General features: G+C 64.6%; 18 protein-coding genes. 3 read left to right on the top strand and 15 right to left on the bottom strand.

The annotated features are described in order from the left end of the window. Positions 1-43: 43 nt before the first annotated feature. The 4 genes from hpnE to AB7535_RS05750 all read right to left on the bottom strand — a co-directional run bounded on the left by hpnE (position 44) and on the right by AB7535_RS05750 (position 3,439). Complete coding sequence (hpnE, locus tag AB7535_RS05765) at positions 44-1,300, bottom strand: hydroxysqualene dehydroxylase HpnE (RefSeq protein WP_085403887.1); 1,257 nt, start codon at positions 1,298-1,300, stop codon at positions 44-46. Next, positions 1,300-2,139, bottom strand: a complete 840-nt coding sequence (hpnD, locus tag AB7535_RS05760; protein ID WP_071915699.1) for a presqualene diphosphate synthase HpnD — start codon at positions 2,137-2,139, stop codon at positions 1,300-1,302. The genes hpnE and hpnD overlap by 1 nt, the downstream gene beginning before the upstream one ends. Then, positions 2,129-3,013 (bottom strand): squalene synthase HpnC, encoded by an 885-nt coding sequence (gene hpnC, locus AB7535_RS05755; RefSeq protein ID WP_014496822.1) that lies wholly within the window; start codon positions 3,011-3,013, stop codon positions 2,129-2,131. The genes hpnD and hpnC overlap by 11 nt, the downstream gene beginning before the upstream one ends. A 192-nt stretch (positions 3,014-3,205) precedes the next feature. Further along, on the bottom strand, positions 3,206-3,439 hold the full coding sequence (locus AB7535_RS05750) for a hypothetical protein (protein WP_028143219.1): 234 nt from the start codon (positions 3,437-3,439) through the stop codon (positions 3,206-3,208). A gap of 457 nt (positions 3,440-3,896) precedes the next feature. Here AB7535_RS05750 and AB7535_RS05745 point away from each other — a divergent pair, with 457 nt between their 5' ends. Both AB7535_RS05745 and AB7535_RS05740 read left to right on the top strand, forming a co-directional pair. Next, positions 3,897-4,394, top strand: coding sequence for a hypothetical protein (locus AB7535_RS05745; protein WP_028146949.1), 498 nt, complete (start codon positions 3,897-3,899; stop codon positions 4,392-4,394). A 75-nt stretch (positions 4,395-4,469) separates the two neighbouring features. After that, positions 4,470-5,303 (top strand): hypothetical protein, encoded by an 834-nt coding sequence (locus AB7535_RS05740; RefSeq protein WP_085403889.1) that lies wholly within the window; start codon positions 4,470-4,472, stop codon positions 5,301-5,303. 25 nt (positions 5,304-5,328) lie between these two features. Here AB7535_RS05740 and AB7535_RS05735 read toward each other — a convergent pair whose 3' ends face one another. From AB7535_RS05735 to AB7535_RS05720, 4 genes are all read right to left on the bottom strand, one after another. Then, positions 5,329-7,695 carry an efflux RND transporter permease subunit gene (locus AB7535_RS05735; protein ID WP_071915703.1) on the bottom strand — a complete coding sequence of 789 codons (2,367 nt, stop codon included), beginning with the start codon at positions 7,693-7,695 and terminating at the stop codon, positions 5,329-5,331. Positions 7,696-7,902: 207 nt separating this feature from the next. Further along, the gene (gene eutC, locus AB7535_RS05730) at positions 7,903-8,685 is read right to left on the bottom strand and encodes an ethanolamine ammonia-lyase subunit EutC (protein ID WP_085403890.1); all 783 of its coding nucleotides are present in this window, start codon (positions 8,683-8,685) and stop codon (positions 7,903-7,905) included. A 6-nt stretch (positions 8,686-8,691) separates the two neighbouring features. Continuing rightward, entirely contained in the window at positions 8,692-10,278 is a 1,587-nt protein-coding gene (locus AB7535_RS05725; protein ID WP_439037239.1) for a B12-binding domain-containing radical SAM protein, read from the bottom strand. 152 nt (positions 10,279-10,430) lie between these two features. Beyond that, positions 10,431-11,813, bottom strand: a complete 1,383-nt coding sequence (locus AB7535_RS05720) for an ethanolamine ammonia-lyase subunit EutB (protein WP_085403892.1) — start codon at positions 11,811-11,813, stop codon at positions 10,431-10,433. Between the two features lie 219 nt (positions 11,814-12,032). Here AB7535_RS05720 and AB7535_RS05715 point away from each other — a divergent pair, with 219 nt between their 5' ends. Continuing rightward, positions 12,033-13,772 carry a methyl-accepting chemotaxis protein gene (locus AB7535_RS05715; protein WP_085403893.1) on the top strand — a complete coding sequence of 580 codons (1,740 nt, stop codon included), beginning with the start codon at positions 12,033-12,035 and terminating at the stop codon, positions 13,770-13,772. A 271-nt stretch (positions 13,773-14,043) separates the two neighbouring features. Here the strand turns inward: AB7535_RS05715 and AB7535_RS05710 are convergent, their stop codons facing one another. The 7 genes from AB7535_RS05710 to AB7535_RS05680 form a co-directional block, all read right to left on the bottom strand. Then, positions 14,044-14,553 carry an AAA family ATPase gene (locus tag AB7535_RS05710; protein ID WP_085403894.1) on the bottom strand — a complete coding sequence of 170 codons (510 nt, stop codon included), beginning with the start codon at positions 14,551-14,553 and terminating at the stop codon, positions 14,044-14,046. Between the two features lie 147 nt (positions 14,554-14,700). After that, complete coding sequence (locus tag AB7535_RS05705; RefSeq protein WP_085403895.1) at positions 14,701-16,155, bottom strand: hypothetical protein; 1,455 nt, start codon at positions 16,153-16,155, stop codon at positions 14,701-14,703. A gap of 326 nt (positions 16,156-16,481) precedes the next feature. After that, complete coding sequence (locus AB7535_RS05700) at positions 16,482-17,711, bottom strand: acyl-CoA dehydrogenase family protein (protein ID WP_085403896.1); 1,230 nt, start codon at positions 17,709-17,711, stop codon at positions 16,482-16,484. A gap of 357 nt (positions 17,712-18,068) precedes the next feature. Then, positions 18,069-19,280 (bottom strand): ABC transporter substrate-binding protein, encoded by a 1,212-nt coding sequence (locus AB7535_RS05695; RefSeq protein WP_041955751.1) that lies wholly within the window; start codon positions 19,278-19,280, stop codon positions 18,069-18,071. Positions 19,281-19,393: 113 nt separating this feature from the next. Then, positions 19,394-19,618: a hypothetical protein gene (locus AB7535_RS05690; RefSeq protein ID WP_014496835.1), complete on the bottom strand. Its 225-nt coding sequence runs from the start codon at positions 19,616-19,618 to the stop codon at positions 19,394-19,396. A gap of 92 nt (positions 19,619-19,710) precedes the next feature. Beyond that, positions 19,711-20,286, bottom strand: a complete 576-nt coding sequence (locus AB7535_RS05685; protein ID WP_014496836.1) for an HdeD family acid-resistance protein — start codon at positions 20,284-20,286, stop codon at positions 19,711-19,713. A 129-nt stretch (positions 20,287-20,415) separates the two neighbouring features. Beyond that, a complete protein-coding gene (locus tag AB7535_RS05680) occupies positions 20,416-21,939 on the bottom strand; it encodes an FAD-dependent oxidoreductase (protein WP_085403897.1) in 1,524 nt (507 codons plus the stop codon). Positions 21,940-21,945: the final 6 nt, after the last annotated feature.

Below are 21,945 nucleotides of genomic sequence, written 5' to 3'. Positions count from 1 at the left end.
GATTGCTCCGATAGTCGATTGAAATTGACCGGGACTTTGCCCGTCAGGGCCGCTTTGCGGCCAAAACCAGATCGGCGGCGCGATCACCGGACCGCACCGATCCCTCGATGGTTGCAGGCAATCCCGTAGCAGTCCAGTCGCCGGCAAGAAACAGGTTTTTCAGCGCAGTGGCCGGCCCCGGACGCAGGGCATTCTGGGCCGGCGTGGCCGCAAATGTGGCACGGCGCTCGCGCACGATCTGCCAGGGGGGCAGCTCGCCGGAGACCCCGCCCGCCTTGCAGACGTCGTTCCAGATCGCCTGCGCGAGTTCCTCGCGCGGCATGTCGACCAGGCGGTCGCCATTGCTGATGGTCACGGAGAGCCGGTTCGGGAACGCGAACAGCCATTCCACGACGCCGCCGATCACGCCGAGGATCGGCGCCGAGCCCGGCGGCGGTTCAAAGCGGAAATGCGCGTTCACGATGGCGCGGAATTCGGTCGGCGTCTTCAGCCCGGGCAGCAGGCTCGCAGCGGCACGCGGCGGCACTGCCATCACGACGACATCGCCCTCACCGAGCTGGATCACATCCTCGCCGCCGAAATTCAGCGCGCTGGCCTTGCCGTCACCGGTCGTAAACGAACGCAGCTCATGGCCGAGCTGAACGGTGTGGCCGCGCTCCTGCAAGAACTTGACGGCAGGCTCGATCAGCACGGCGCTCAAGCCGTCGCGCGCAATCAGCGGCCGGCACGCCTGTCCGCCGGCAAGCAGCGTCTCGCGCACGATCGCGCCGGCAAGCCCGGCCGAGCCCTCGGGCGGATCGACGTTGAGCGCCGCAAGCAGCAGCGGCTGCACCAGCCGCTGATACAGGATGCCTTCGCAGGGAATGGACTTGCCGACCAGCGTCTCCTCCGACGCCCAGATCAGCGGCGCCAGCTTGAGATAATCGCTGAGCCCGGTGTCGGGAACGCGGCGGCTCTCGTCGAGCACCCAGGTCGGCAGCCGGCCATCGCCGAGATCGATCTGCCAGCGCTGCCCGGTCTTGATGTCGACGAACGGAAACTGCGCGCGCTCGGGGCCGACGAGGCCCGCCTCGGTGCCGATCGAGCGGGCATAGGCGCGCGCATGGCTGTTGCCCGACAGCAGCAGATGATTGCCGTTGTCGATGGTGAGATTGGTGGCGCCGTCGAAATAGGAACGGCAGCGGCCGCCGGCCTGGTGCGTCGCCTCGTGCACGGCGACCTTGAAGCCGGCATTGGCGAGCCGCACGGCGGCGGAGAGGCCGGAAATTCCAGCACCGATGATGTGAGCTGTCTTTTGCATCAGATGAAAGCGTAACGGAGCAGGATCAGGATGCGCGCGACCTTCGACACACGCACCGGCTCGCGCGGCGCGTTGAAGCCGCGTGCGATCAGGAGGTCCAGAATGGAATGGTAGTATTTCGACATGATCCGCGGCGCGCGCACGGCGCGGCGCTTGTTGCGGTTCATGATCTCGTCAGACTTCTCGAAATGCGCCTTCGCACGCTGCGTCAGCGGCTGGCAGACCTTCGGCAGCGCGCGCTCGGTGATCACGCGGTTCGGGTCGTTGGAGGTGATGCCGGCATGCAGCAGCGCCTCGCGCGGCAGATAGAGCCGGCCGAGGCCAGCGTCCTCGTCGATGTCGCGCAGGATGTTGGTGAGCTGGAGCGCGCGGCCGAGATGGTAGGCGAGCTGGATGCCGTCTTCCTCGGGCAGGCCGAACACCCGCACCGACAGCCGCCCCACGGCGCTGGCGACGCGATCGCAGTAGAGATCGAGCGTCGTCATGTCGGGCGCGCGGATGTCCTGCGGCACGTCCATCTCCATGCCGTCGACGATCGCAAGGAAATCCTCGCGCTTGAGGCCGAAGGTCTTCACCGAGGCGACGTAGTCCTTCAGCCGCGGCGGCGGATGGCCCTGATAGAGCGCGTCGATGTCGTTGCGCCACTCCTGAAGCGCGGCGAGCCGCTCGTCGCGCGGGCCGTCGGAATCGGCGATGTCGTCGACCTGGCGGCAGAAGCTGTAGATCTGGAACATCGCTTCGCGCTGGTCATGCGGCAGGATGCGCATCGCAGCGTAGAAGGAGCTGTTCGATGCGGTCGAGCCGTAATTGGCGCTGGGCGAGGTCGCCTCAAGCGTCATGTGCAGTCCCCGGTCTGGAAATGGCCTTGCGCCCGATCGCGCGGCGGCCGACTTCGCCGATCATGCCGGCGAGGCTGAAAGTGAGAAGCTCGAACTTGTTCAGATGCACGCGCTCGCGCAGGGGATCGCGCACCTTCAACAGGCGCACGATGCGATCGGCATAGGCCTGGATCACCGCGACGTCGACGCCGAGGCGGAAATCGCGGATCTCCGCGCTGAGCGACCGGCCCTCGTCGAGCAGGGCTGCGTTGCGCACGGCGAGCGCCTGAAGGCAGGCCAGCATCGCCGGCGGCGACTGCGTCAGCCCGAGCTGCTCGACCGAGGCGCCACTCGCGGCCAGCGCGTCGCGCGGCAGATAGACGCGATTGAGCTCGCGAAAATCCTTGCCGCAATCCTGGAGGTGGTTGTTGATCTGAAGACCTGCGCAGAGCGCGTCCGAGGCCGCCCATGTCGACGTGCTCTCGCCGTGGACGTCGAGCATGAAACGGCCGACCGGCATCGCCGAGTAGCGGCAATAGTGGATGACCTCGTCCCAGTTCTCGTAGCGCAGCTTGGTGACGTCCATGCGGAACGCGATGAGCACGTCGAGCGCGTGGCGCGGCGCCATGCCTCGCTCGGCCAGCGCCCGCCGCAGAATGACGGCTTCGGCCTGGGTGTCGCCCTCGCCGAGCAGTTCCGCCTCGAGCAGGTCGAGATAAGCGAGCTTCTGGTCGGGCGGCAGCGTCGCGTGATCGGCGATGTCGTCGGCGGTGCGGACGAAATTGTAGTACGCCAGGATCAGCGCGCGATGGCGCGGATGAATGATCCAGGACGCGACGGGAAAATTCTCGTCGCGGTCACCCTTGCCGGATCGCAATTCGCTCGCAGAGGTCATCGAGGGCTGGTTTACAATCGTTTGGACAGGAAGGGCTTTTTCGCTCGCGCGGGCTCATACCGGCGATGCCGCCGCGGCCCCCATATAGGGGAATACGGCCGCAAAACCAATCCTGTCTCTCGATGGCTGCCCTTCCGGATCCGGCCCGAAAAGGCGGCCCCGGGGCCGCCCTTGGTAGGCCAGTGGCCGAGCTTACTGGTTGTGGGTCTTCAGGACCTGGTCGCAGGCCTGCGAGATCTTGGCCCGGTTCTCCTTGAGGCAGGCCAGGATGGTGAAATCGCCCTGGTCGATGACCGGACGGCAGAACTTCTGCACATCGCGCGTGCAGGCCTTCTGTTCCGCGTCCGTGCCGCGTCCTGCCTGGGCGAATGCCGCCGTCGAAAGGGATGCCGACAGCAGGGTGAGAGCGACGAGAAGCTTACGCATTGTATTCCTTCATTCTGACGGCAGAATCGCACCAATCCCGGACAGCACAGGGCGGACGACCGGAATGGATTGTTCTGATGGCAAGTCGCCGCGGAACGTGCGGCCTCGGAGAAGGCACAAGCACTGGCAAATGCGGCCAAATTGGCGCCACAGCCACCAAATTAGGTCTTCCCTCGCTCTTCATTGGCAGATGTAAGAGTTTGATACTACGTCATAATTCTGGCACACCGCGTTTTGATGCGTACCTGTTGCAGAGCTGCATCTCTCCGCCCTGCTTTTCCCGCCAGAAACACACCGAAACAGAGAGAATCGCGCAGCCTGACCTGGCGCGAGGGCGTCGTGAACCGCCGTCCCCGGCTGTCAGACTTTGAACCAGACACAGCCTCGGAACACTAAACTTTCGATGTGGCGAGACGTTCATCCTAAGCGAACGTCGCTCGAAAACGGGATATTCAAAATGCAATTCTTTGGGCGATCTGGACAGGCAATCAAGGCGGCCGGCATCGGGGCTGCGCTGCTCTTCTCAGTCTCGGCAAGCCATGCTCAGTCGTCCGGACCGTTTGCAGGTTTCGACGGTGCGTGGAGCGGCACCGGCACGGTGTCGCTGTCCGATGGCAGCACCGAGCGCATCCGCTGCAAGGCCGACTACAAGGTCGCCGGCACCGGTCTCAGCCTCAAGCAGGCCCTTCACTGCGCGTCCGACAGCTACAAGTTCGACCTCACCAGCGACGTGACGAGCCAGGGCGAGCGAATCTCCGGCAACTGGAGCGAGACCAACCGCAACATCTTCGGCAATCTCCAGGGCACCGCCGGCGGCGGCCAGATCGAGGTGTTCGTCGAAGCCAACGGCTTCGCCGCCAACCTGTCGCTGCGCACCAACGGCACCAAGCAGACGGTGCAGATCAGCTCGAAGGGCGAGATCCGCGGCGTCAACATCACGATGACGAAGGGCTGACGCCCTTCCCAGCGGATAAGGAACACGCCCCCGGTTCTCGCGAGCCGGGGGCTTTTTGCTGACATTGTTGCGGACATGGACCCAATTCGCAGACATCTGCTCAAGGCCGCCGGGCTCTTCGTAACCAGCCGCGCCTTCGCCAATGACCAGCAGGGTACGAGCATGCAGCCTTCGTCGGTAAAACCGCGTCACGTGCTCTGCTTCCTCGGCAAGGACGAGAGCCTGCTGCACCCGTCGAAGGCGGTGGCCAAGACAATCGCGGATTTCAACTTCGAGATCGACCGCACCTATTCGCAAGCCAAACCCGATCCGCACATGGAGCGGTCGTTCGGCGTGTGCTGGGACCGCGTCTTCCCGAAAGCCTGGTCTGCCGCGGACGAAGCGACCGTGGCCAGCCACAAAGCGGTGCTCTATTTGCTGAGCCCGCCGCTGGAGCAGCAGAAGGCAGTCGCCTTTTCGGCCGCGGCCTTGCGCATCGTCGAGGAGATGATCGAAGCCGGTGCCACCGCCGTGAAGGGCGAAAGCGCCGGCATTGCCCACGGCCTCGAGCGGTGGCGCAGTCTCGGCGATCAGGCCCGCAAGGGCGCAAAGACCAGTCAGGGCCTTGGCATGACCCTCGCCGTCGCCAAGGCGTGTCGTCTTGCTTTCGCCAAGCGTCCGCTCGGCGGCGATCGCTATTACGAGACCGTCGGCTATCACCTCGTCGGCTTGCCGGAGATCTATGTCGCGAAATCGCGCGGCAACGAATGGTCGGCGGTGATGCTCATGGAGGAGCTTGCCAACGCGATGGCCGAGAGTGGCATCGAAGCGACGCTACGCGATCGCAAGCTTACGCTCTCGCGGGAGCAGGACTACGCCGAGGACGATTTCAAGTTCAATCCGTACGGGATCGTCCGGGTCGAGGCGTGAGCAAAGGGCGGCGTATGCCGCCCGCTCAGATCGCCGGCTTGTCAGGGCCCTGAAGCTTGGCGTGCAGGTTGATCAGCCACATCGCCGTCGGCCGCAGGATGAAGAGGTCGGCGACGAGGGCCATCACCATCGAGAAGGCGCTGAGCCAACCGAACAGCCGCAGCGACGGCAGGTCGGAGAACACGGTGACGACGAGACCGCAGGCCAGCACCAGCGTGGTCAGGATCAACGCCGGGCCGACCAGCACCGTCGCGCGCTCCACCGCGAGCGCCGAACCGACGCCCGGCTTGCTCTCCAGCCTGAGGCGATTGAGGAAGTGGATCGTCGCGCTCAAGCCCAGGCCGAACGAAACGGTCAGCGCCACGACACTGGCAAATTGCAGCCCCTCGCCCATCGCCCACAGCACCGTTCCCGACATCACCACCGGGAAGATGCCCGGCAGGATACAGGCGAACATCACGACCCAGGAGCGGAAGGCAAGGCCGATGAAGATCGCGACGAGCGCGAATTCGACAGTGAGCCCGCGGTTGAGCTTCTCGATCATGCCGGCCGAGTTGCGCGCGGCAATCGCGGCAAGACCCGTTACCGCGATCTCGTAGCCCGGATGCTTCTTGCGGACGGCGTCAAGTTCGGAATCGAGCTTGTCGACGATCGGTAGCAGCTGGCTGGAATCCTTGTCCGGCACGCGGCCTGCGACCACGACGGCGTCCTGCTCGGCGTCGATGAAGCGCCGGACCAGATGCTCGGGGATGACGTTGACATATTCCTTCAGCGTCGCGACGTCGGCGCTGCCGGCCTTGTCTGCGAGCCAGCGGCGCAGGGTCTCGAGCGACCAGACGTTGCCGACACCGGCCGCCTTCTCGACGGTCGCATGCACGTCCGCGATGGTCTGGAGCGTCTCCGGCGAGTAGAGCGTCTCACCCTTGGGGAACTGGACCAGCACGTTGACCGGATTGGCACCGGTGAGCTTGGCATCGAGCCGGTCGCTGGCGGCGACGGCCTGGCGCTTGTCCGGCACCTGATCCGCGAGCCGGTAGCGCGGTTCCAGATTGGCGTAGATGACGCCGAGGCCCGCGACGAACAACACTGCAATCAGGCTGAACAGGCCGGGACGGCCCACCATGCGGACCGCGATCCAGTAGCAGAAATTGCGCAGCGCCTGCACGCCGGCATCCGCGCTCTGGAACTTGGAAGCAAAGACTTTCTCATTGCGCACCAGCAGCACGCCGAACACCGGCACCAGCGACAGCACCGCGACCAGCGCGATGATGGTGGCGGCGAGGCCCGCCTCGCCGAACTTGCGGATCAGGTCGGAGTCGGAGAACTGGAGCGCGATGAAGGAAATGCCGGCGGTGCCGTGCGTCAGCACGCAGGCCGGGCCCACCACCAGCACGGCGTTCTTGAACGCGGTGAACTTGTCCTGGCCCGCGATCAGCCGGTCGCGCGCGGCGAACGTCAACTGCATCGAGTCCGAGAAGCTGATCACCATGATGAGCGGCGTCATCACGTTCAGGAACATGTTGAGATTGAAATTGGCCCAGCCGAGCGCACCGAGCGCCAGCAGGATCGCAATCATCGGCGGGAACGCCGCCGCGACCATGAACGAGATCTTGCGGAAGAAGATGATGGCGATAACGCAGCCGGCGAGGATGCCGAGGATGTTGTAGGTCAGCCCGTCACGCTCGACCGCGTTGCGGATCTCAAGCTGCATCACCGGCACGCCGGAGAGCTGCACGTTGAGGCCGGTATTGCCGAGGTCTTCCTTCATCAGCGCACGGATGTCGCCGACGGTCTTGGTCAGCTTGCTGGAGGCGACCACCTCCGGATCGAGCGAGAGCACGATCAGCGCCAGCGTGCCGTCGTCCGACAACAGCTTGCCGCGGATGATCTCGTTGTTCTTGACGGTCTCGACGAACTTGTCATAGGCCGCGCCCTCGGGCAGTTCGGGCGGGAACAGCGCCGCCGGCAGCCTGCCCGGCGCCGGCGCCTGCCGCGCCGAGAACAGCGAGACCAGGCCGCGCGTGCCTTCGACCAGCTGCATGTCGGTGACGAAGTCGCGCAGCTTCTCGAGGTTATTCCGCGCCAGGAGGGTCTTGCCTTCGACCACGACGAGGACGTCGAATTCCTCAGCCGGGAACTTCTTTGTCACCGCTTCATACTGGCGGAATTCCGGCGTGTTGGACCGGAACAGCTGGGACAGCGAATCGTCGATCTTGATCCGGTGAATGCCGAACACGGCACCGACGATCAGGGCGAGCAGAACGATGCAGGAGACGATCGGCGCCCGGACGGCGATCAGCCCGATGCGCTCGAGCCCGAAGGCGATCGAGGACGTCGGTCCCTGCTCGACCTTGTCGACATGAACCTCATTCTCGCGGTGCTTTTCGAGCATGCCTTGTCCAGTTCCTAATCGGCTCGGGTCTGTGAGCTTATTGCGTCCCGCGAACGGCTTGAAAATGCCATACAGATGGGAGGCTTGCCCTTTGAAAATGCGCGGAAAATCGCCGCGAGGGGTTTAGCAGGTCCAAACGCCCTCTCGCAAGCGCGCGCAAGCGCACAAATTGGATCAACATGCGGCGATTTCGACCCTTGATACCGGTCATTCCGGCCGGATCGTCCCGATTCGAGCGGGAGGATCGCCGCTCTCGTCTTTCAGCGCCACGCCGGTGGCCTCCCGCGCCAGCCCCTCGCGAACAAGCCAGGCGATTTTGAAGGCGGCCTCGTCATGGCTCAACCCGGCCTTGTGGACGTTCGAGACGCAATTGCGCTCGGCATCGGTGCGGCCCGGCTTCGGTGCGAAGGTCAGATAGGCGCCGAGGCTGTCGGGCGCGGACAGGCCCGGCCGCTCGCCGATCAGCGTCACCACCATGCGCGCACCGAGAATGGCGCCGATCTCGTCGCCGAGCGCGACGCGCGCGCCTGAGGCGACAACGAAATGTCCAATCGCGACGTCGTTCCCTTCCGCAAGCAGCGGCAGCAGGTGAGACACCAGCGCCACCGCATGGGCGTGGACCGCGGCCGACGACAGGCCGTCGCCGATCACGATGGCGAGCTGGCACGGCTCCGAGGCACTTCGCGCCAAAAGCTCCGCTGAACCGGCATCGAGCTGTCGTCCCAGATCCGGCCGCCGCAAATAATCCCTGCGGTCGACCGCCTGGCTCCGCGCCTCGGTGACGATAAGGCCAAGCGCGCGGAGATCTGCGACCAGACGCGGCGCGTCGAAGACTGCATGCACGGCATCGCGGGCGCGGGCATGGTCCAGCGTGAAATCCAGCAAGGCCCTTGTCGGCACGCTCGCGCCGCTGCGGCCGAGCGCGACGCGCGCAGGCGTCAGCGACCGCAGATCGAGGGTCGGGCGGCGCGGGACGGCCGGATCAGACATGTCGCGTCATTCGGCGGGAACGGAGGCCTCGCGCAGGCGGATCGAATAGTTCGAGGCGTTTTGCCTGCCGCTGGACGCCGCGCGCGCAAACGTAATCAGATGGTGCGCGATCAAGGTGCAGCCGATCAGCCCTTCGAGGTCGCCGCGCTTGATGCGCCCGAGCGCAAACTTCCAGAACACGCGCCTGTAGTCGCCGAGCACACCGACCTTCCAGAAGATGTTGCGCAGCATCACGAGACCGCGCCGGATGTTGGGCCAGGTCTTCATCTCGTCCGGCGTCGGCATCTTCAGGCGGTGCACATAGACGTTGTCGCATTGATACTGGAAGCGCGCGTAGACCTTCTCGGGCTCGTAGGCGACGCCCATGGCGTGCTTCCAGGATGCGACGACCTCATCATAGGGCAACAGGAAGTCGACGTTGGAATCGCGACCGTCATCCTCGATCAGGCGTCCCTCGCGCTCCAGACGGTCCCACAGCGGCGTCTTCGGCAGCGCCTGGAGCAGGTTGATCGTGAGCAGCGGAATCCGGGACTCCTCGACGAAGGCCAGCAGCGCCTCCGAGGTGTTCGGCTTGTCGGTGTCGAGCCCCATGATGATGCCGGACACGATCTCCATGCCGTAGGAGTTGATCGTTTGCACGCCCTCGAGGATCGGGACCATCATGTTGTGGTCCTTGTGCATCGCCTTCAGCGCGTCGGGATCGGGCGTCTCGATGCCGCAGAAGATGGTGATGAAATAGGCCTCGCGCATCTTTTCGAGGATCTCGGGCCGCTTGGCGATGTTGAGCGTCGCCTCGCAGGCGAGCCGCACCACATAGCCGGTCCGCTTCTGCCATTCGATCAGATGCGGCAGCAGGTCCATCGCCGCCTTGCGGTTGCCGATGAAATTGTCGTCGACGAAATAGACCGTGTCGGTCATCCCGCATTCGCGCAGGCGGTCGAGCTCGGCGATGATCTGCTCGGGCGACTTGAGGCGCGGATTGCGGCCGTAGAGGCCGGGGATGTCGCAGAACTCGCACTGATAGGGGCAGCCGCTGGAATATTGGATGCTGCCGAGGAAGTATTTCTTCACGTCGGCGAGTTCGTAGGCCGGGATCGGAAACTCCGTCATCGGCACGCGGTCCTTGGTGGTGAGCACCACCTGCTCCCCGGGACGCGACGTGTCGCGCGCCAAAATCTCGATCAGCCGATTGGTGGCGTCGCCGAGTTCGCCGACATGGAGATAGTCGAAGGACGGATAATAGTCCGGGCAGGCGCTGACGGAAGGACCGCCGAGCGCGACCGGGAGATCGAACTCATGGGCGCGGCGGCAGATGTCGTTCATCTGCTGGCGCTGGATGTGCATGCCACTGACGAAGACCGCCTCCGCCCACGCGAACTCTTCGTTGGTCGCGCGACGGAGATTCTCGTCGACGAATTTGACCTCCCACTCCTCGGGCAGATAGGCCGCGAGCAGCAAGAGCCCCTGCGGGGGCATGAAGGCGCAGACGCCGTCGGTCAATGGATAGGAATGCTCGAACGTCCCGAACGACGAGGTGTACCGGGGAAACACGCACAGAATCCGCCGGGCCGTACCGTTACTTTCAGCTCGCATCAAAGCTCCCCCGCCACGGTCGACATAGCTGCGGAAATTGCCAGCCAGACACATAGCGTAATGCTGTCGCCGGAATTTCTCAATATTGTGGCAGGACCATAATTCCGAGAGGGACCAATGGTTTCCTCAAGCCGCCGGGCGCTCCCGCCGCGTCACGCGATCAGCCGTGAGGCAAAATCGGGCAGCAGGCCTGCGTCGCCGGCAAGACGGAAATCGGCGCCCGCGATCCCCGACTGCACCAGCCAGTCGTCGAATTCCGGCGCGCGGCGCAGGCCGAAGACGTCGCGGACATAGAGCGCGTCGTGAAAAGACGTCGACTGGTAGTTCAGCATGACGTCGTCGGCCCCGGGGACACCCATAATGAAGGTGACACCGGCGGCCGCCAGCAGCGTCAGCAGATTGTCCATGTCGTCCTGGTCCGCCTCGGCGTGGTTGGTGTAGCAGATGTCGATCCCGAGCGGCAGGCCGAGCAGCTTGCCACAAAAATGATCCTCCAGCCCGGCACGGATGATTTCCTTGCCGTCGTAGAGATATTCCGGGCCGATGAAGCCGACCACGCTGTTGACCAGCAATGGCGCAAAGGCGCGGGCGACCGCATAGGCCCGCGCCTCGCAGGTCTGCTGGTCGACGCCGTGATGGGCGCCCGCCGACAGCGCCGAGCCCTGGCCGGTCTCGAAATACATCACGTTCTCGCCGACCGTGCCGCGCTTCTGCGAGAGGCCGGCCTGCTGCGCCTCCTTCAGGAGCGCGAGATCGACGCCAAAGCTGCGATTGGCGGCCTCGGTGCCGGCGACCGACTGGAAGACGAGGTCGACCGGCACGCCCTGCCCGATCAGCGACAGCGTCGTCGTGACATGGGTCAGCACGCAAGCTTGCGTCGGGATCTTCAGCCGCGCGATGATCTCGTCCAGCAGCCGCAGCAATTGCGCAATGACAGCGGGATCGTCGCTCGCCGGATTGATGCCGATGCAGGCATCGCCGGCCCCTAACAGGATGCCGTCGAGGATCGAGGCGGTGATGCCCCTGGCGTCGTCGAAGGGATGGTTGGGCTGAAGCCGCGTGCTCATCCGCCCCTTCAGGCCAATGGTGTTGCGAAAGGCGGTGGTGACCTCGCATTTCCGCGCCGCCAGGATCAGGTCCTGGTTGCGCATCAGCTTTGAGACCGCGGCCGCCATTTCCGGGGTGATGCCGCCTGCCAGCCTGCGCAAAACCTCGGATGTCGCCGCGTCCGACAGCAGCCAGTCGCGAAAGGCGCCGACCGTCAGCGAAGCCACCGGCGCGAATGCTCTGGCATCGTGGCTGTCGATGACGAGGCGGGTGACCTCGTCGGCTTCGTACGGGATGACAGCTTCCTGCAAGAACTGCCCGAGCGGGACGTCGGCGAGCGCCATCCGCGCCGCGATCATCTGCGCGGCACTTGCCGCGGCAATTCCGGCCAGCCGGTCGCCGGAGCGCGGCGGCGTCGCCTTGGCGAGCAGGTCGCGCAGGTCCGGGAACGTGTAGGTCGTGGCGTCGATGGTGTGGCGGTAGACCAAAGGCCCCTCCGGGGTTCATCGGCCAGTGGCCGACATCAGCGCGATCCCAAACTATACCCAGATCAAGACACTGAAATATCTTACCTTTCTTTCGACTAAGGACGAAGGGGCCGGGCCACGGCGTTAAGACGGCGTCCATCTTCATTCTGCATAGTTTTGCATCAATTTTATACGACCGCGCTCTCCGGCCACTGCCGGCCATTGGGGCCTCTGAAAAGCATGACAACCGACCGATCTGGGAATGCCACGGGGGTGGCAGGCCGTTTCACGCTTGCGACCAAGCTCTACGCGATCTTCGCGCTGTTCGCGCTGCTCACGGCGGCGATCGCGACGCTGTCCGACTACAACAGCCGCCGCAGCGCCGAGTTGACGAGCGCGATCGAGACGGCGAACGCCGCCGCGCTCAATGTCGAGCGAGTCAACTCGCTGGTCTACGCGGTCGTGATGGAATCGCGCGGCGTCTACATGTCGACCGAACCGGCCGTCGTGAAGAAATACGGCGAAGGCCTGCTCAAGTTCAACGCCCAGATCCTCGACGTCGTGAAGCGCTGGGAGACCATCGTCAAAGCCGACGATGCCGAGCAGTTCGCCACGTTCAAGAAGCGCATCGAGCAGTTCGTCGAGTTCCGCAAGGAGCTGGTGCGCCGCGGCGTCGAGATCAATGCGGCCGCGGGCCGCGAATGGGGCGACAACGACGCCAATCGCGCCGTGCGCTCGGCGCTGAACAAGGATCTCGAGGCACTGTACAAGGTCTATGCCGAACGCGCCAGACAGATCGCGCAAGAGACCGAGACCAATCGCACCCTCTCCTTCGTGCTGACCTGCCTCGGCGGCGTCGCGCTGGCCCTCGTCGTGATCGGCATCGTCATCATCGCCCGCTCGATCGCCCGTCCCCTCTCCGCCATCACCGCGACCATCGAGCAGGTCGCGGACGGCGCCGAGAATGTCGTGGTACCGCACTCTGACCGCGCCGACGAGATCGGCGCGCTGGCACGCGCCATCCAGATCTTCCAGGACGCGATGGGCCGCAACCGCAATCTCGCCTCGCAGGTCTCGCAGGACTCCGCCGCGCGCGAGCAGCGCGCCCGCCACATCGAGCAATCCGTCGACGCGTTTCGCGAGGCGATCGGCGCGATCATGCGCGGCCTCAGCGACAACGCCTCTGTCATGCGCGAGACCGCGCAGACGATCACCCGCGTCACAGCGGATGCCAACAGCCGCGCCGGCACCGCGGCGAACGCCACCGAGCAGGCCTCGCACAACGTCACCGCGGTGGCAGGCGCAGCCGAGGAGCTGTCGGCGTCGGTGGTGGAGATCGGCCGCCAGGTCCGGCAGTCCGCAAGCGCGGTCGAGCAGACCGGTCAGCGCACCGAGAAGTCGATCTCCGAGATCGAAAGCCTCGCGGCCGCCACCCAGCGCATCGACGGCGTGCTCAACCTGATCCAGGCCATCGCCGAGCAGACCAATCTGCTCGCGCTCAACGCCACCATCGAAGCCGCGCGCGCCGGTGACGCCGGCCGCGGCTTTGCCGTCGTTGCGCACGAAGTGAAGGCGCTGGCGGGTCAGACCGCCAAGGCGACCGCCGAGATCGGCGAGAACGTCTCGATGATCCAGGCGTCCACCCGCAACGCGGTCGATGCCGTGCGCGAGATCGGCGGCGCCGTGCGCGAGATCAGCGACGTCACCTCGGCAATCGCCGGCGCCATCGGCCAGCAGGACACCGCCACGCGCGAGATCTCGTCCAACGCCCAATCGGCCGCGCAGGGCAACGAGACCCTGGTCGCCAACATCACCTCGCTGCGCGACGCCATCGGCGAGACGGACACGGCGGCAGCCTCCGTGCTGACGGCGGCGAGCAGCCTCACGGAGACGGCGGACACGCTGTCGCGCGAGGTGGAAAAGTTCTTCCAGAACCTGCGTTCGGGAGCGGCCGACAGCCGTATCGCCAAAGCGGGATGATGAAGGCGAAATGATCCGGCGCACCGCGGCGCCATGAGGCCGGCGGCAGGCCTGCCAGAACCAAAACTGAAAAACAACCCCATGCACAGTAGCCGGGGCCAGCGATATCAATGGCTTGGCTTCGCGCTCGGATGACTACTGATTTTACGAAATCGCTTTGACTCGTCGGGCAAAACACTGGCATGATGTCATCGTGGCGGCGTCAGGCGCCATGGATGAGCTGGGTCAGCTTCAGTAGACTTGTGTTTGCGGAAGGAGGCGCCAGAAGCGGCTACCGACGGTCAAGCAGGCCGAGCGCTTCTTCCACGCACTGCTCGAGACTGCGCCGTGCTGTGTCGACCGTAAAATGATCGCGCTCCCACGGAGCGTACGCTCGGCCGGCGACCGCATTCCAGCCGGGCAACGACAGCCCGGCAATGTCGGTCGATCTCGTCTCAATCCTGCGTCGGTGCTCGTCTGCATCGCTGCACGCCACCTCGATCCAGGCGATCTCGGCGCCAGCCTTTCGCGCAGCGATTTGCCAGCCTTCCCGCGCCTCCTCGCAATCATTGACGCAGTCGGCAATCACGTCCAGGCCGAGGGCGAGGTTGTCTGTCGCGACGGCCTGAGCGGCGCGATAGGTCCAGTCCAGCAGATCAGCCGGTGCAGTACCGGATGCCCAGATCGCTTGATCCATCGAATCGATCCGCAGCCAGGCGGCTCCGGTACGCCGCGCCAGAACCCGGGCAATGCTTGACTTGCCGACCCCCGGCAAACCAGCAAGCGTGATGAGTCTCGCCATTGCACACCCGAATTGCGTTGGACCGGCCCCTTAGGGACGTGACGTCGGCCACCACGAATAAGCGGCCAAGCAAACGAAAGCGGCTATTAGCCACTGCAGCCCGGCAAGCACTGCCATCGACAGCTCACATCGAGCGAGACGGGACTATCATTCCGAGCCGGATGGATCGACCAAGATGCGAACGCGGCCGTCGGCATCCGCGACTTCACGATAACGGCTCAACTCCGCCTTGAGGTCGGGATCCGAATTGGCCCAGGCCAGCCAATCGAACGGCATTGAGCTCAGCAGATAGGTATCCACGAGAATCACATTCGGCCGACCGGCCCGCAGGTCCGCCAACAGCAGCCGCCGCTCGAAATTGATGATGCCGTCCAGTTTCGCTCGCTCACCCTCAGGCAGTTGCGAGCTCTTCTGTTGGAGCATTGAGCCGGCCGCCAACGCCTGCCCACACGTGTTGCCCGCCCAGGTCGCATTGATCTGACGGACGAGCGGATGCCCGAGAGCGACGTGATCGCCGATCGTGATCAGCCGCGGATGCTTTGCAAGGGCCAGGATACGCCCCTCCAGTGGCGGGAACGGCCGCACCTGAAGGGACAAACGGGAGCCGATGCACACAATCGCAGCAAGGGCGCAGATCATGACAGGCAGGCGCAACGTCTTCGTGCGAGCCTGCAGCAATGGCGCGGCACTCGCAAACATGCAAAGCGCAAATGCCGTGTAGGTCCAGCCCTTACCCTGGATGATGAAACTCGCCGCTCCGCCAACCGCTGCGGCCAGCCACGGCGTTGCGCCGCCTTCCCATTTGAAGTCCTGCGGCGCCAACAGGCGCACGAGGCCGACGGAAGCGACCAGCATAACGGCCGGGAAAAAAAGCAGATCGCCGAAATCCATCCTCAATGGCACATAAGCGGCAGTAACCATCGGGGCAAAGGTCAACAGATAAGCCGGAAAGAAGATGGCGAGCACCGCTCCATAGCCGATCACGACAGCAGCGGCCGCACACGCTTCGGGTGTGAACAAGGGTTTGATGGAGCGTTGACGGAGGACGCAGAGGATGATCGGCAGGCCGACCACGAGGGTAAGGTAGGGCTTCAGGCTCATGCCCAACCCGGCACCCAGTCCCGCCAGGATCGCAACCGGTCCGGGCGCAAGCCCGCGCCAGCGGATCGCAGCGATGGCGACGAAAGGCGTCATCGCAATGACGGCGATGTGTTCACGCTGTCCGAATACGGCGCTGGGAAAAATTGCGAACAGGAATGCTAGCACGCACGCCGTAATGCTCCTCTCGTCGGCTTCCAGCTTTGCCGCCGCAGCGGCACGATCGATGATGACGAGTGCGGCAACGATCTCGATCATCACCAGGATGATCACGATGATCTCGGGGGCAATGCCGGTGATGCGCGCAAGCTGCAACGCCGGCATGTACAAATAGACCGACAGCGGCGGATTCAGTTCGAAGACGTCGACGCCGAGCTTTCCGCCATCGAGAACTTTCTCGCCTTCGGTCAGCAGGCAGCTCAAATCCGCGTTGAGAACGACAGGCATTTGAACGAGCAAGGCCATCAGCAGGATCGCCGACACGATGATCCAGCGGTAGCTCATGCTAAACGTGCTTCCTGACATGGCCAGGGGCGTGACCGCCTCTTTTGACGCCGGCAAAGGCCCTCTCCTCGAACGGAAGCGGTCTGTTCTCTCTCACCCGTGCGCGAACCTGCCGCTGCGCGTACTCAGCGCCACTTTCAATCGAGAGTCGTTACTATTGTGCTACAATGATCTGAAACAATACGGTAACGACCTGAAACAGTGCCGTTTCATGGTTAAATGTCAGGTCGAATGGCGAGACGCCGGGGTTGCGCGCGGCATCCTGCGCGCCGCTATGAGCGTTCATCCCACATCAAGGTGCACGCGCTCCTGGAGAGGGTCAGGCCCTACCCCATCACTCCGCCGCGCTTGATCAGCTCCTTGCCGACCGCGGCAAGGTGCACCTGGTCGGGGCCGTCGCCAATGCGGATGAAGCGGGCATAGACGTAGGCGCGGGCGAGGAAGGTGTCCTGCGAGACGCCGGCGGCGCCGTGGATCTGGATGGCGCGGTCGATGACGCGAGCGGCCATGCTGGGCACCACGATCTTGGCGGCGGCGATCAGGTCGCGCGCGGCCTTGTTGCCTTCGCGGTCCATCTTGTCGGCGGCCTGCAGCGTGAGGAGCCGCGCCTGCGCGATCTCGCAGAAGGAGTGCGCAATGTCCTCGCGCACCGAACCCTGGTCTGCGAGCGGCTTGCCGAAGGCTGTGCGCGACACCGAGCGCTGGCACATCAATTCCAGCGCACGCTGGGCGCAGCCGATCAAGCGCATGCAGTGATGGATGCGGCCGGGGCCGAGCCGGCCTTGCGCGATCTCGAAGCCGCGGCCCTCGCCGAGCAGGATGTTCTCGGCCGGCACACGGACATTCTCGTAGACGATCTCGGGATGGCCGACCGGCGCGTCGTCGTAGCCGTAGGTCAGCATGTCGCGGACGATGCGCACGCCGGGCGTCGCCTTGGGCACCAGGATCATGGATTGCTGGCGATGGCGGTCGGGATCGTCGGGCGCGGTCTTGCCCATCACGATCAGGATCTCGCAATCCTCATTCATCGCGCCTGACGTGAACCATTTGCGGCCGTTGATGACGTAGTCGCCGCCGTCGCGCTTGATCTCGCACTGGATGTTGGTGGCGTCGCTGGAGGCGACCTGCGGCTCCGTCATCGAGAAGCCGGAGCGGATGCGCCCCTCCAGCAGCGGCTTCAGCCAGCGCTCCTGCTGCGCCGGCGTGCCGTAGTTCGCCAGCACCTCCATGTTGCCGACATCAGGGGCCGAGCAGTTGAAGATTTCAGGCGCCCAGAGGATGCGGCCCATGATCTCCTTCACCGGCGCATATTCGAGATTGGTGAGGCCAGTGTTGTCAGGGTCTTGGCCGTGCTCGCCTGACAGGAACAGGTTCCAGAGCCCCTGCTCGCGTGCCAGCCGCTTCAGGTCCTGGAGGACCTGCGGCGTCTTGTAGCGCGCGGCCTCCGGCTTGACCTGCTCGTAATAGAGCTCCTCGACCGGCTCGACATGCGCAAGCATGAACTGGCGAACGCGTTCCTGCAGCTCCAGCGAACGGGCGGAGTGTTGAAAGTCCATGGTGGTCTCCTGTTCGCTGCGCTTAGCTCTTCCCTTCTCCCCTTGTGGGAGAAGGTGGCGCGAAGCGCCGGATGAGGGGTTGTATCCACTCGCACAAGCAGTCGTGAGGAGAGACACCCCTCACCCGGCTGCGCTTCGCGCATCCACCCTCTCCCACAAGGGGAGAGGGTGCACCGTCTGTGTGGCCGCTTTGCTAGCGGTGTCGTAGGGTGGGCAAAGCGACTTGTCCGCCGTAGCTCGAAGAGCGAAGGCGGAAGCGTGCCCACGTTTCTGTTTCGGTGTTGGATCGGTGGTGGGCACGGCGCAAGTGCGCCTTTGCCCACCCTACGATTCCGAGTTCGCGGAGAGAACGCCCCCTCACGTCCCGCGCAAGAGCTCGCTCGCCACGATCCAGTCGTTGCCGTCGAACTGGAGCATATAGCCGTCCTTGATCGGGCGGAAATCCTGCGGTGTGGTGTTGAGGGTGATGCCGGGCATCAAGAGCGACAGCGGCACGTTCTTGAGGTTCGCCGCCTGCGCCATGATGTTCTCGCGCGTCAGATTGTCCTTGCACTGCTTGAGCAGGACGACCAGTGCCTCGGCGACGGTGTAGCCGTAGAGGCCGGCGACATTGTTGATGTCGGCATTGGGCAGGCGCTTCTTCATGAAGTCGATATAGGCCGTCATCGACGGGTCGTCCTTCGGCTGCTCGACAAACGGCTTGAGCGAGCCGAGCGACAGCACGCCCTTGCCGGCATCGAGGCCCGCAGGGACCATGACGGTCGCCTTGTTGGCGCAGCCGGAGGCGAGGAAGCGCGTCGGCTGCCAGCCGACCTCATGGGCCTTGCGGATCGCCTGCGCGCAGGCGCGCGGCGTCACCGAATAGATCATGAAGACATCAGCCTTGGTGTTGGCCAGCGTCAGCACCTGGGAATCGACGGTGGGATCGGTGACCTCGAAGCTCGAGGCCATCGCGAGCGCCTTGTCGGCGTCGGCACCAAGCGCTTCCTTGACACCGCGAAAATATTCCTTGCCGGCGTCATCGTTCTGATAGAGCACCGCGAAACGCGCGTTCGGGTTCTTGGCGCGGGCGTAAGCGACGTCGATCGCGGCCTCGCTGGTGTAGTTCGGCGCCCAGGGCAGCGCCATCGACCACGGCATGTTGGCGGGATCGTTCCACTTCGAGGCCGAGCTGATCAGGAACAGCTGCGGCACCTTGTTGCTGTTGAGGTATTTTGCGATCGCCGAGCTCGGCGCCGTGCCCATGGTCGCGAAGATGAAGGCGACGCCGTCGCCCTCGACCAAACGTCGCGCGGCTTCCATGGTCTTCGGCGGCGAGAAGGCGTCGTCGAGCGACAACAGGTTGAGCTTGCGGCCGTTGACGCCGCCCTTCTCGTTCACCTCATCGAAATAAGCGGAGATCACCCTGCCGGTGATGCCGAGCGGCGATGCGGGGCCGCTATAGGGCATGGTGTTGCCGATCTTGATCTCGGTGTCACTGACGCCGGGACCGTAGGACTTTTGCGCGGAGACGGGCGTGGACAGGCAGGCGGCAGCTAGCGCTGCGGCCAGGACCAAAGCGGCTCTCATGGTTTCTCCCCGGTGATGATCGTCCACGCGAGGCGACCGCGCGGCGTGCTGCTTTTTGCCAGCACGTCAGATCAGCGGAGTTCCGCAAGATGGTCTTGCGTCGAGTTGCTGGTTCATTCGACGTCTCGTTTGGAACCTGCGTATGAACGCCGCAGCAGGGCGAACAGGCTGCCGCCGGTCGCGGCTCCAACGAGATAGACAACGAGGGTTTGGAGCGCGAGCGGCAGACTGAGATTCATCTTGAAGAAGGAGATCGTGACCGTGTCGAGATTCTGCACGGCGAAGACGATGGTCGCTGCGGCGAAAAACACGATCACGGCAAGATGAAACCAGCGCATGACAATCCCTCAGCGTCGCCCGACGCGCGATGAAATCTGGATGAACCGTCATCGCGCTCTTGGGCGACCACGGTCCTTCTCCGGATCAAGCCTTAATGGCGCCGCCGCAGGCTAAAGCCCAGACTGACCCAGCCGGCGCCGGCCATGATCAGGTCGATGCCGAGGAACAGGCCGAGGATATAGACGCTGTTGACCGGCCAGCGCGCCAGGATCAAGAGCCCGAGCAGCAGGGTGATGACCGCAGACAGTGCCACCCACACCCACGGGCTTTCCCTTTTCATGCTGAAGGCGAGAAACAGCCTGACGGCGCCCGAGGCCAGCAGCGACGCGCCGAGGAACAAGGTAAGCAGCACCGCGGCGAACAACGGGTTCTCGAAGGTCAGGAAGCCCGCGACGATATAGAGCACGCCGAGCAAGGCCCAGATCAGGAACTTGCCCCAGCTCTTCATCTGGAACGCGCCGATCACCTCGGTGACCCCGGCGATGATCATCATCACACCAACCACGAGCACGCTCGCCACCGTCGCCATCATCATGCTGCCGAGCGCGATGAAGCCGGTGATGAGATAGACGACGCCGAGGGCGACGATCCAGCCCCACTTGGCGTGCAGCGCAGCAATGCCGGACCCAAGACCCAAGTTTGGAGACGTATCCGAAGCACTTGTCATGACGGCTACTCCTGCATGCGAAGTCCCAAGGCACATCTCAGGATAGCACGAGCCGCGCTGGGACAACAGCCAGTAGAGCAGCCCCCGCGGGAGCCCCCATTGACTTAAGTCAAGAGCGGACGGGGCGCCTCACGCGCGCGAGCGCTCCATGTCGAGCTCGGCCTTGAGACTATCGAGATCGCGATAGATCGAAGCAACCGCCAGCACGCGCCCGCCCTTGCGGTACTTCAGCAGGCAATCCCTGCCGTCGATGCTGCCGTCGGTCGCGATGTCGTCGAAGCTCTCGGCATGGCCGACATAGTTGATCGGAACGTCATAGTGCTGCGACCAGAAGAACGGCACGGCGTCGAAGCGTTCGCGCCTGCCGAGCATGTTGCGCGCCGCGGCCTGGCCCTGCCGCTCCGCCACCACCCAGTGCTCGACGCGGATGTTCTGGCCCGAATGGGGATCGGGCCAGCGCGCGATGTCGCCGGCCGCGAAGATGCCCGATGCGCTGGTCTCGAGATATTCGTTCACGCTGACGCCGCGATCGATGGCGAGCCCCGCCTGCTCGGCGAGCGCAAGGCGCGGCCTGACGCCGATCCCGACCACGACCAGATCGGCCTCGATCACGCTGCCGCTCTTCAGCGTGGCGCGTTTGCCCTCGAGTTTTTCCACGGTGTCCTCGAGGTGAAAGTGGACGCCGTTCTCTTCATGCAGCGCGCGGACGAAGTCGCCCATCTCGGGGCCGAGCACACGCTGCATCGGCCGCTTCTCGGGGGCAACCACATGCACCTCCAGCTTGCGCGCTCGCAAGGAGGCCGCGACTTCGAGGCCAATGAAGCTGGCGCCGATCACCAGCGCGCGCTTCGCGCTACCCGCCGCCTTGATGATGGCGCGGCTGTCGGCAACGGTGCGCAAGGTGTGCACGTGTGGCTGGTCCGCGCCCGGAATCTGCAATTTGACCGGCTCGGCGCCGGTCGCGAGCAGCAGCCGGTCGAACGGCAGCTTGTCGCCATTGCCGAGCGTGATGGTGCGCGCCTTCGGATCGATCGCTGCGACGTTCGTGTTGAGCCTGAGATCGATGCCCGCGTCCTGATAATAGTCCTCGCCCCGCAGCGGCAGCCAATCCTCGGGTGCACTGCCGGCGAGGTAATCCTTGGAGAGGTTCGGCCGGTCGACCGGCATCGCGCCATCATCGCTCAGCATGGTGATGGCGCCGGCAAAGCCCTCGCGCCGAAGCGTCTCGGCGGCCGCAAAGCCGGCCGCACCACCGCCGACGATGACGAATTTTTCCGGCGTCGGCGCGCTGCGATGTGACGCTGCAGGCTGCGGCATCTCGCGCTTGCGCTGAACCGAGATCCTGTCCTGGTCGCGCGTGACCTCCCAGACCGCCAGCGCGTTCAGCGCCGGCGGGCGGGTGGCTTCGCCCGTGCGCAAGGAGAAGCAGGCGTGATGCCAGGGGCAGCGGATCGTGTCGCCCACGACCAGCCCTTCGGCGAGCGGACCGTGATAGTGGCTGCAGGACGGCTCGATCGCGAAGACCTCGCCATCTGCGGCTACCAGTAGCACATCTTCCTCGCCGACATGGCCGAGCAGCTTGCCGTCCTCGAACGCGGTTAGCAACACGCCCCTGGTGAGGTCCGGCCCGCTCGGCGTCTTGTGCTCGGTCATGGTGTC

The organism is Bradyrhizobium sp. 956_D2_N1_4 (assembly GCF_052076025.1).
Taxonomy (GTDB): domain Bacteria; phylum Pseudomonadota; class Alphaproteobacteria; order Rhizobiales; family Xanthobacteraceae; genus Bradyrhizobium; species Bradyrhizobium barranii.
The sequence above is the reverse complement of the archived record's forward strand: the minus strand, read 5'-3'. Positions and strand labels throughout refer to the sequence as shown.

Coding starts and splice junctions, on each gene's coding strand:
- AB7535_RS05750 (WP_028143219.1), bottom strand. CDS start 3,439: ATGCGTAAGCTTCTCGTCGCTCTCACCCTGCTGTCGGCATCCCTTTCG.
- AB7535_RS05705 (WP_085403895.1), bottom strand. CDS start 16,155: ATGAGCTACCGCTGGATCATCGTGTCGGCGATCCTGCTGATGGCCTTG.
- AB7535_RS05680 (WP_085403897.1), bottom strand. CDS start 21,939: ATGACCGAGCACAAGACGCCGAGCGGGCCGGACCTCACCAGGGGCGTG.
- AB7535_RS05685 (WP_014496836.1), bottom strand. CDS start 20,286: ATGACAAGTGCTTCGGATACGTCTCCAAACTTGGGTCTTGGGTCCGGC.
- hpnE (WP_085403887.1), bottom strand. CDS start 1,300: ATGCAAAAGACAGCTCACATCATCGGTGCTGGAATTTCCGGCCTCTCC.
- hpnD (WP_071915699.1), bottom strand. CDS start 2,139: ATGACGCTTGAGGCGACCTCGCCCAGCGCCAATTACGGCTCGACCGCA.
- AB7535_RS05710 (WP_085403894.1), bottom strand. CDS start 14,553: ATGGCGAGACTCATCACGCTTGCTGGTTTGCCGGGGGTCGGCAAGTCA.
- AB7535_RS05690 (WP_014496835.1), bottom strand. CDS start 19,618: ATGCGCTGGTTTCATCTTGCCGTGATCGTGTTTTTCGCCGCAGCGACC.
- AB7535_RS05700 (WP_085403896.1), bottom strand. CDS start 17,711: ATGGACTTTCAACACTCCGCCCGTTCGCTGGAGCTGCAGGAACGCGTT.
- AB7535_RS05725 (WP_439037239.1), bottom strand. CDS start 10,278: ATGCGAGCTGAAAGTAACGGTACGGCCCGGCGGATTCTGTGCGTGTTT.
- AB7535_RS05735 (WP_071915703.1), bottom strand. CDS start 7,695: ATGCTCGAAAAGCACCGCGAGAATGAGGTTCATGTCGACAAGGTCGAG.
- AB7535_RS05740 (WP_085403889.1), top strand. CDS start 4,470: ATGGACCCAATTCGCAGACATCTGCTCAAGGCCGCCGGGCTCTTCGTA.
- AB7535_RS05745 (WP_028146949.1), top strand. CDS start 3,897: ATGCAATTCTTTGGGCGATCTGGACAGGCAATCAAGGCGGCCGGCATC.
- eutC (WP_085403890.1), bottom strand. CDS start 8,685: ATGTCTGATCCGGCCGTCCCGCGCCGCCCGACCCTCGATCTGCGGTCG.
- AB7535_RS05715 (WP_085403893.1), top strand. CDS start 12,033: ATGACAACCGACCGATCTGGGAATGCCACGGGGGTGGCAGGCCGTTTC.
- hpnC (WP_014496822.1), bottom strand. CDS start 3,013: ATGACCTCTGCGAGCGAATTGCGATCCGGCAAGGGTGACCGCGACGAG.
- AB7535_RS05695 (WP_041955751.1), bottom strand. CDS start 19,280: ATGAGAGCCGCTTTGGTCCTGGCCGCAGCGCTAGCTGCCGCCTGCCTG.